This window comes from Synechococcus sp. 65AY6A5 (assembly GCF_002760415.1).
Taxonomy (GTDB): Bacteria; Cyanobacteriota; Cyanobacteriia; order Thermostichales; family Thermostichaceae; genus Thermostichus.
Genome location: NZ_AXUW01000002.1, coordinates 179170 through 187351, shown reverse-complemented (window position 1 = coordinate 187351; position 8182 = coordinate 179170). Strand labels below are relative to the sequence as shown.

Genomic DNA, 8182 nt, shown 5'->3' with positions numbered 1-8182 from the left:
CGCCACTTCCACCCGGTTGGTGATGTATGCCGAGTACAACTCGATGGGCAGCGTTTTGTTCAGAGGGGTGAACAAGAAGAACGAGACATTGAACTCCCCCATGGACAGCGTGAACACCAAAATCAAAGCAGCCAGCAACGCGCTGCGGATCGAGGGGAGCGTCACATACCACAGCCGCTGCATGGCCGATGCGCCCAGGGTGCAGGCCACAGCTTCGCGCTCGATCAATGCCGCTTGGGCCAGCGCCGGCACCAAGGTTGCCACCAGAAACGGTAGGGTGTAGATCACTTGACCGAGCAGAAGCAGTAGCCCGCTGGCTCGAGCTGCTGGGTAAGCCAAGATTAAAGCCAAGGCAATGGCAATGCCGGGGATGGCCAGCGGCAGATTGATCAAGGCCATCAGCGCCTGCCGGCCAATGAAGTTATGCCGCGCAATAAGCCATGCGGCGGGTAAACCAACAGCCAGGTCAATTGCTAGCACCGTGCAGGCTAGGCGCAGGCTAAAGAGGGCGTAGGGTCGCACAGTTTCCCATCCCTGCCACAGCCAGTTGGTGGTGACCCCGCCAGCCCAAAAACCAAGCGGCCAGTTAACAGTGGTCGCCACAACAATCAGCAAGGGCACTGGTGCCAGGCACAGGATCACTGCAGCCAAGGTGAACCCCTGCCCAATCGCTGTGACGGGATCCGCTGCGTGCTGGCGCTTGCAAGCTAGTGGCTTCACTTCACCAGCTCCCTCTGCAACATATCTGGCGGGCGATGAGGCTGTAGGCCACGTTCAGCAACCTGACCCAGACCCAGTAGAATGGCCGTAGTCAGCAGAGTGAGAGCAATGCTCAGGCTGGCCGCGCGTTCTGGTTGAAAGCTTTCTGTGAATGACGAAGCGATCTCAAGGGGTAGCACGCGAAAGCCACGGCTTAGGGTGGCTGCCGTGCCAAAAGCCCCGAGGGCTGTTGCCAGACTGACGCTGGCAGCGCTGAGCAAAGCCGGGAGAAGCGTTGGTATCAGCACGTTGAGGTAAACCTGCAAAGGGGTGGCACCTAGCGTGCGGCTGACGTCGATCACGTCCTGCGATAGCGCTGAGACTGCACCACGCAACACCAACACAACACGGGGGATTTGAAAATACAAGTAGCCCAGCAACATCCCCCCAAAGGTATAGGCAAGGCTTAGCTGGCGTTCACCTGTCAGCAGCAGAAAAAGCTGCGGCACAACGCCGGTCGTTCCGAAGAACAAGATGACGAAGAAACCTATGACAATTCCAGGCAGGCTAAGCGGTACGGTCAAGGCTATTGCCAACGCATTTCGGTAAGGGCCGTTGGATCGCTCGATGTAAATGGCCACCGGAAAACACAAGATCAGCGCCAGCAGCGTAGAGGCGACAGCAATCAACACGCTGTTGAGCAAAGCGCGGCGATAAGCCAGTGAAGTGACAACTGCCGCGTAGTTCTGCAGCGTTAGGCGACCGCTGCTCCCGTCCAGCAGACTCTGGCGAAGCAACACAACTAGAGGTACCAGCAGCCCCAGGGCGAACAGTAGAACAACGGGTGCCGCGAGCAATACTTGTCTTGTTGCCCGCGACCCCCCGAGAGAGCAAAAGTTTGTGCTCAAGATCACCGGATTACCTCGGCCTTCCAACGCTCATTGAATCGCTCTTGCACAGCGCGCATTTGCCCGTAGTCCGGCACAGCTACTTTTTCGTAGGCGCTGGCCGGGAGCATCTTGGCAGCAATTCCGGGATCCACAGTTACTTGCCGCACGGGCCGCAGATAGCTCTTGGCAAACAACACCTGACCCTCGTTCGACAGCGTGAAGTCTATCAACCTCTTGCCACCCTCAGAATTGGGTGCGCCCTTGACCAAGCCAATCACATAGGGAATAGCGATTGAGCCCTCGCAGGGGATCACGACTTCAACCGGGGCATTCTCGTTGTTCTTGAGCTGATATCCGTTGAAGTCAGCATCGATCAGGATAGGAATCTCTCCCTGCTGAACCAGGGCAGTGGCTGTCTGGGCTGGGAGCTGCAAGTCGTTGGCCTTAAGCTGAGCCAAGTATCGAATGCCGGGATCCCAGTTCTCCAGCGTACCGCCTAGCGCCAGGTTAGCAGCTGTAGCTACCGAGTACCCAATTGCTGCTTGGGTGGGATCCAGAAAACCCACCTTGCCCTTGTATTCATTCTTGGTCAGGTCAGCCCAGCACTGAGGGACAGGCGCGTTGCCCAGTACCTTGGTGTTGACCAAGAAGGCTACTGCTCCTTGATGAATCGTCATCCAGCGGCCCTCGGGATCTTTCAGCCCCTCTGGGATCTCATCAAACCCAGCTGGCTTGTAGGGCTCCAGCAAACCTGCCTCAGCGGCCTGAATGCCGAAGACAATTCCGAAGTAGGCAGTATCCGCTTGTGGGGCAGCGGCTTCAGCTTTGAGGGCAGCCAGTGTCTGGCCCGAATTCTTGGGATCCGAGGGGGCTTGCAGGCCAGTTTTGGCAGTGAAGGACTTGAGCACCTCGCCCCAGTTCGCCCATTTCTCCGGACTGTTGTAGGCCACCACCAAGGCAGCACGCCCGCCAGCCGGAACCCCTGTTGCTGGAGGAGCCGAGGTTGCCACTGCCCATGCTGTCAACAAAGCGGCGACCGGGAGACTAATTAGGGGAAGCTCAGCCAGCTTTTTCATCTTGACACCCTCCTTGCGCCAATAAGTGTATGCGCTTATTAGCAGGCTACACGACTGAATTTAAGCTGACGTTAAGAGCTGGCTCCCTCTTGGGGTTTGCAGAGATCCTTGAGCTCGTGGATTGAAACAGGATTTGACAAGGGATCCCTACCGGGCCGGCGGTTTCTCTGTGGCGGCCTGTTCTGGACAGAGTTCGTTGTTCTTCGTGGGGGAAGCCTATTCTGCGTGACAGGGATCCGGCTCGATCTGTGAACCCCTTGTGCAGTTGGGAAAAGCCGTGTGGGTAGGGCTATTCCGACTTCTCGCTACCGCACCGAGCGATAGCCGTCCCTTACTCCCCTGGGCGAGAGGACCAGTTGCCAAAGCTGGCTGGCACGGGCCTTGAAGCTGCCGGCGCTCATCAGCAAATAAAGCCGCCACAGGCGGCGAAAGCGCTCGCCGTAGCGGCCGGCCAGTTGTGGCCATGCCCGCTCAAAATTGGCGTGCCAAGCTTTTAGGGTGGCCACGTAGTTGATCCCAAAGTTGTGCCAGTCTTCCAGTACAAACAGACCCTCAAAAGCCGCTGTTATCAGACGAGGCGAGGGCAGCATCGAGTTGGGGAAAATGTAGCGTTCAATCCACGGATCCCGACCCTGGTAGGCAACGTTGGCGCCGATGGTGTGGAGAAGAAACAAGCCATCGTCTTTGAGGAGGCGACGGGCTACCTGCATAAATGTTCGGTAGTTGCGGTAGCCCACATGCTCAAACATGCCCACAGAAAGGATCCGATCAAACTTTCCCTGCGTCTGGCGATAGTCTTCTAACCGAATCTCGACCGGCAGGCCGCGGCAGCGTTCGCTGGCCAGTTTGGCTTGCTCTTTGGAAACAGTAATCCCCACAACCTGCACCCCGTAGCGTTCGGCCAGGTACTGGGCTGTGCCGCCCCAGCCACAGCCGATGTCGAGCACCCGCATGCCGGGTTGGAGTTCCAGCTTGCGGGCAATGAGGTCAAGCTTAGCTTCTTGGGCTTCATCCAGAGTTTGCGCGCCCCCATCCCAATAGGCACAGCTGTAGATCATGCGGCGATCCAGCATGGCCTCATAGAGATCGTTGCCAATGTCATAGTGGCGCCGGCCAATGACAAATGCCCCCTTGCCCCGCTGGCGGTTGATGAGGCGACTGTCCAGCCCAAGTAGGGGCTGAATTAGCCAACCCACCTGCTGCGGTGCCTGGGCAGTTAGGAGACGACAAACTAACTCATCAATGGCCTCGCAATCCCACCAGCCCTCCATGTAGGCCTCGCCAAAGCCCAGGGATCCATAGAGCAGGCAGCGCAGGTAGAGCCGCTCGTCGTGGATTTGCAGATCCCAGGGCCGCGAGCCATTGACGGCTATATCGGCAGCACTCAAGAGCCTAAGCCCATATCGGCGGGCCAGCCGATGCCAGATGCTAAGGCTTTTTTCCACTTCCAGGAACCCCCTGCTGAGGGCTAATCGCAACATGTATTGTAAAATGCGGTCTCTCCAGTTTGTTACTCGGCAGCGGCTCAAGCCATTGCTTCTTCTCGGCTCCCCAGCTTCTGTTGTTAATGCCAACCACTGCAGCTCTGGAGGAAGTTGAAGAGATAGTGCTAGCAAGCCCAAAGGAGAAATCGATGCTCAAACTGAACCTGCCAACACTGCAAGTTGGTGGTGCTATTCAGTAGGGCGGCTTTCAGATTTTCCCGCTGTTTTCTCCAGAGGATACAGAGAGAGGCTGCCTATCGCCTTCCAGATCATGGAGCTCAGGAAGCAACGATTAGTGAAATCAATCAGAACGGCGTTGTGCCGTATCTAGTTGTGGAAAACTACAGCGGTTTTCTCTTGCTTTTGGTGGAAGGGCAGGAGCTAGTCGGGGCTAAACAGAACCGCATCTTGAACACCGCTGTTTTGAACAAGCCAAAAAGCAAGATCACGATTCTGGCTTCTTGTGTGGAAGCTTTCAGGCGCCACTTCCGCTCCCACCAAATGGAGGATGCCAATGCCTTGTTCCCAGCAGCTTGTGCTACGAGCTAAAAAGAGGAGTTTATCAGTCGCTCAAAAATAAAGCTGGTTACCGCTCAGACCAGGGAAGAGTGTGGCAAGCCGTTGCTGCTATCCAAAACTTTCTCAGGGTCAGCTCCCCCACCAACCCGTTCTCTGAAGTTTGACACTCCCACCGTCTAAAGGCGGGGGATTCTTACACGGTCGTCGCAAAGGCTTTGTCAAAGCGCCTCTAGACAGTTCCTGAAGGCAAAGCCCCAAGGTTCTGCTGACTTTCTTAAGCAGGTTGGCGGCAGCATTTGCCTCAGCGTTGACCAACCACCCCTTTGCCGTTTGGTACAGGCCCCGCTTGACACGCTTTCCAGCGGGTCTCCACCCGTCGGGTTTTTCACCATAACTAGGTAGCTCATCTCTATCTAGGAAGCTTGCCTGCGAGCTGTACGCCTCCTCTACCTCAATAAACTCCATGCCATAATGCCGACATAATTGCGCAATACGCTCCTTGAACCGACCTGTTGGGACGAAAACAAAGTTTTGGTTAAAACCGCATTCTTGTTTTTGTTCTTTGTTCCAACCTAAGTAAGCGATAGTGCGAGAGGAAAGTCAACGGTACAATCACTACAACCATGGTGTGGGGCTAGCGGTTGTTTATCTTATTTTTTGGCCAAAGAGAAGGAAAGAGGTCTTGGTAGGAGAAGTCAGGGACAGGTTGTTTGAGCTATGAAACTATATCAACGACCCCCATCATGGGTAAGCAACTAAAGTGGCTAGCGGGCTTTTCCGCCCCGCACTCAAGTGCGGGGCTACCAAGCTATCCTTTTGTGTGGTATGAGTCTTACGAGGATGAGATTGAGGAGTTTCGCAAAAACTTTTGGTAGTCGGCTTTGCGTTGGAGTCCATCCGCCACAAAGATTCTCCACAGGCTGAGGCTACTCCTCAGGATGTTCTCCACTACTGCCTGAACCAATGGCCTTGGGAGGCGGTACAAACGGTAGTGGAAGGCCGGGCATACCACGCCAAATCTCAAAGCGGTGACCAAGGTGCCGCTTTGTTCTATAACGATAAACTGGTCTACCCGTTAGTCGTCACACCAGCAGCTTCTCTCTTCTGGGAAGCTCCCCTAGACAAGGAGGGCCTGATGGCGAAACCATTGGGCCTTTTCACTCTTTCTTTATCTTGTGGGAGGATCCCCCCAGCCTAAGGAACTTTCGGCAGGATAAGAGACGAATACAATGGTAGTATCATGGCTGCTTTTATTCCCAATCTGCAGGGATCCCGCGGTAAGCTGCAGTGCCGCGCCTTAGCCTGGGCGGTATTTGTCTTTGGCCTGCACTGAGGACTGCACAAAACAAGGAGACGACCGTGGCGCGGGCAAGATGGGATCATTTCGAACACATGGCCGATGTCGGCGTCCGCGGCTATGGGGCGACCCCGGAGGAAGCTTTTGCCCAGGCAGCTTTGGCCCTGACTGCGGTGATCACCAGCGTGGATGAAGTAGCTCCCAGGGAGCGGCTAGAGATTGAGCTAGAAAATTCAGGCGATCTGGAACTGTTGTTGGTGGATTTCCTGAACGCAGTGATCTACGAGATGGCAGTCAGAGGAATGCTCTTTGGGAAAGTTGAAGTGCATCTTGCAAAAGACCATCTCAAGGCCAGCCTGTGGGGGGAAAGAGTTGACCGCGCCAAGCACCGACCGGCAGTAGAAGTTAAAGGGGCAACTTACACGCAACTCAAGGTAGCCCAAGAGAGTGAGCTTTGGGTGGCACAGTGTGTGGTGGATGTGTAAAGGAGGCAGTCTATGGATATCAAGAAACTTGAGCGTGTAGATGAGACTGTCTGGCGCATTCCTCCTAAAGGCAAAATGCGTGCCCCAGTCTTGATCTTTGCCGATGAGGAGTTAATCCGGGAGATGGACGACAAAGTGGCCGAGCAGGCCAGCAACGTGACCACCTTGCCAGGGATCGTGGGAGCCTGCTACGTGATGCCAGATGCCCACTGGGGCTATGGTTTTCCCATCGGTGGGGTGGCTGCTTTCGATGCGGAAGAAGGGGGGGTGATTTCCGCCGGCGGCGTGGGCTTTGACATCTCCTGCGGCGTGAGAACCTTGCGGACGGGGCTGACGCGCGAAGAAGTGGAGGAAGCGGCAGAACCCTTAGCCAATGCCTTGTATGCGAGCGTACCGGTAGGGCTTGGCAGCCGCAGCAAGATCTCCTTGAGCGACAAAGAGATGGAAGCCATGCTGGAAGGCGGAGCAGAATGGGCTGTGGCTCAAGGCTACGGCAAGAAAACAGATCTAGAGCGCATCGAAGAACATGGCCGCAGGCGGGGAGCAATGCCGAGCGAAGTCTCCGCCTATGCGCGTGAGCGCCAGCGGCGGGAGATGGGGACTCTAGGCTCAGGTAACCACTACCTCGAAGTCCAGGTTGTTGACGAGATCTACGATCCCAAGGCTGCCGAGAGCTTCGGCCTCAAGCAGGGGGAAGTGGTCATTACTATTCACTGCGGCTCCCGGGGCTTGGGTCACCAGATTGGCACGGAGTATTTGAAGAAGATGCAACAGGCGGCTAAAGAGCACGGCATAGAGCTGCCTGACCGCGAGCTGGCGTGTGCGCCCTTGAAGTCCAAAGTGGGGCAAAGCTACCTGGGAGCAATGCGGGCAGCTATCAACTGCGCCTTGGCCAACCGCCAGATCATCACCCACTGGGTGCGCCAGGTATTCGCCGAGCTTTTTCCCAAGGCTGAACTCGACCTTATCTACGACGTCTCCCACAACACCTGTAAGGAGGAGACGCACGTGATAGAGGGGAAAAAACGTCGCCTGTTCGTCCACCGCAAGGGGGCAACGCGCGCTTTTGGGCCTGGCCACCCAGAGATCCCTCAGGCTTTCCGCTCTATCGGTCAGCCGGTCATCATCGGCGGCTCCATGGGCACGGCCTCCTACATTCTGGTCGGCACGGAGCAAAGTGAGGCCCTTTCCCTCTCCTCGGCCTGCCACGGCGCCGGAAGGGCGATGAGTCGCAACCAAGCTCTCAAAGCCTGGACAGGGCAGGAGATCGTCGAACAACTGAGGCGGCGCGGCGTCATCGTCCGCAGCCCTTCTTTGCGGGGGGTAGCCGAAGAAGCGCCCCAGGCCTACAAAAACGTAGATAAAGTTGTGCGCGCTGCCGACCAAGCCAAGATCGCGAAACTCGTAGCGCGCCTAAGACCCATTCTGTGTATCAAGGGCTAGTTTTTTCTTTCTGACTTCTCAAGATCCCCCCGAAGGGAAAACACTGCTAAAACCTTTGCCGCTCTCGGAATGCCGGGAGCGGTTTCCAATTTCTAGGGATCCCTCTGAAGGGATAACTTCAGGGGATCCAGATCATCCCTGGAACACAGCAGGGAGAGTTTCCAAAGTTTCCAATTCCTAGGGATCCCCCCGAAGGGGGAACTCGGAAGGAGAAGCCTTGTCGGCAGGCTTCTCCTCGTTTCCAATTTCTAGGGATCCCCCCGAAGGGGGAACTTTGTGCCAAGTGAGC

Annotated in this window: 6 protein-coding genes and 1 pseudogene; 3 read left to right on the top strand and 4 right to left on the bottom strand. The window is 56.2% G+C overall.

All coding sequences use genetic code 11. From position 1 onward, the window contains the following. The 4 genes from SYN65AY6A5_RS12615 to cfa all read right to left on the bottom strand — a co-directional run. A partial coding sequence (locus tag SYN65AY6A5_RS12615; protein WP_240531071.1) for an ABC transporter permease subunit occupies positions 1-642 on the bottom strand: 642 nt, incomplete at its 3' end. A 74-nt stretch (positions 643-716) separates the two neighbouring features. Continuing rightward, on the bottom strand, positions 717-1556 hold the full coding sequence (locus SYN65AY6A5_RS12610) for an ABC transporter permease subunit (protein ID WP_168173331.1): 840 nt from the start codon (positions 1554-1556) through the stop codon (positions 717-719). Between the two features lie 53 nt (positions 1557-1609). Further along, positions 1610-2665, bottom strand: coding sequence for an extracellular solute-binding protein (locus SYN65AY6A5_RS12605; protein ID WP_099812785.1), 1056 nt, complete (start codon positions 2663-2665; stop codon positions 1610-1612). Between the two features lie 305 nt (positions 2666-2970). Then, positions 2971-4146: a cyclopropane fatty acyl phospholipid synthase gene (cfa, locus tag SYN65AY6A5_RS12600; protein WP_240527806.1), complete on the bottom strand. Its 1176-nt coding sequence runs from the start codon at positions 4144-4146 to the stop codon at positions 2971-2973. A gap of 1108 nt (positions 4147-5254) precedes the next feature. Between cfa and SYN65AY6A5_RS12585 the strand changes: the two are divergent. The 3 genes and pseudogenes from SYN65AY6A5_RS12585 to SYN65AY6A5_RS12570 form a co-directional block, all read left to right on the top strand. Then, positions 5255-5386 (top strand): annotated as a pseudogene (locus SYN65AY6A5_RS12585) (IS200/IS605 family transposase); the annotation flags it as partial. A gap of 641 nt (positions 5387-6027) precedes the next feature. Further along, complete coding sequence (locus SYN65AY6A5_RS12575) at positions 6028-6450, top strand: archease (RefSeq protein WP_011431329.1); 423 nt, start codon at positions 6028-6030, stop codon at positions 6448-6450. A 75-nt stretch (positions 6451-6525) separates the two neighbouring features. Further along, positions 6526-7893: an RtcB family protein gene (locus tag SYN65AY6A5_RS12570; RefSeq protein WP_276307417.1), complete on the top strand. Its 1368-nt coding sequence runs from the start codon at positions 6526-6528 to the stop codon at positions 7891-7893. Positions 7894-8182 lie beyond the last annotated feature (289 nt).

Bases quoted from the DNA above. Each gene is read 5' to 3' on its own strand.
- SYN65AY6A5_RS12605 (WP_099812785.1), bottom strand. From the start codon at position 2,665: ATGAAAAAGCTGGCTGAGCTTCCCCTAATTAGTCTCCCGGTCGCCGCT.
- cfa (WP_240527806.1), bottom strand. From the start codon at position 4,146: ATGTTGCGATTAGCCCTCAGCAGGGGGTTCCTGGAAGTGGAAAAAAGC.
- SYN65AY6A5_RS12570 (WP_276307417.1), top strand. From the start codon at position 6,526: ATGCGTGCCCCAGTCTTGATCTTTGCCGATGAGGAGTTAATCCGGGAG.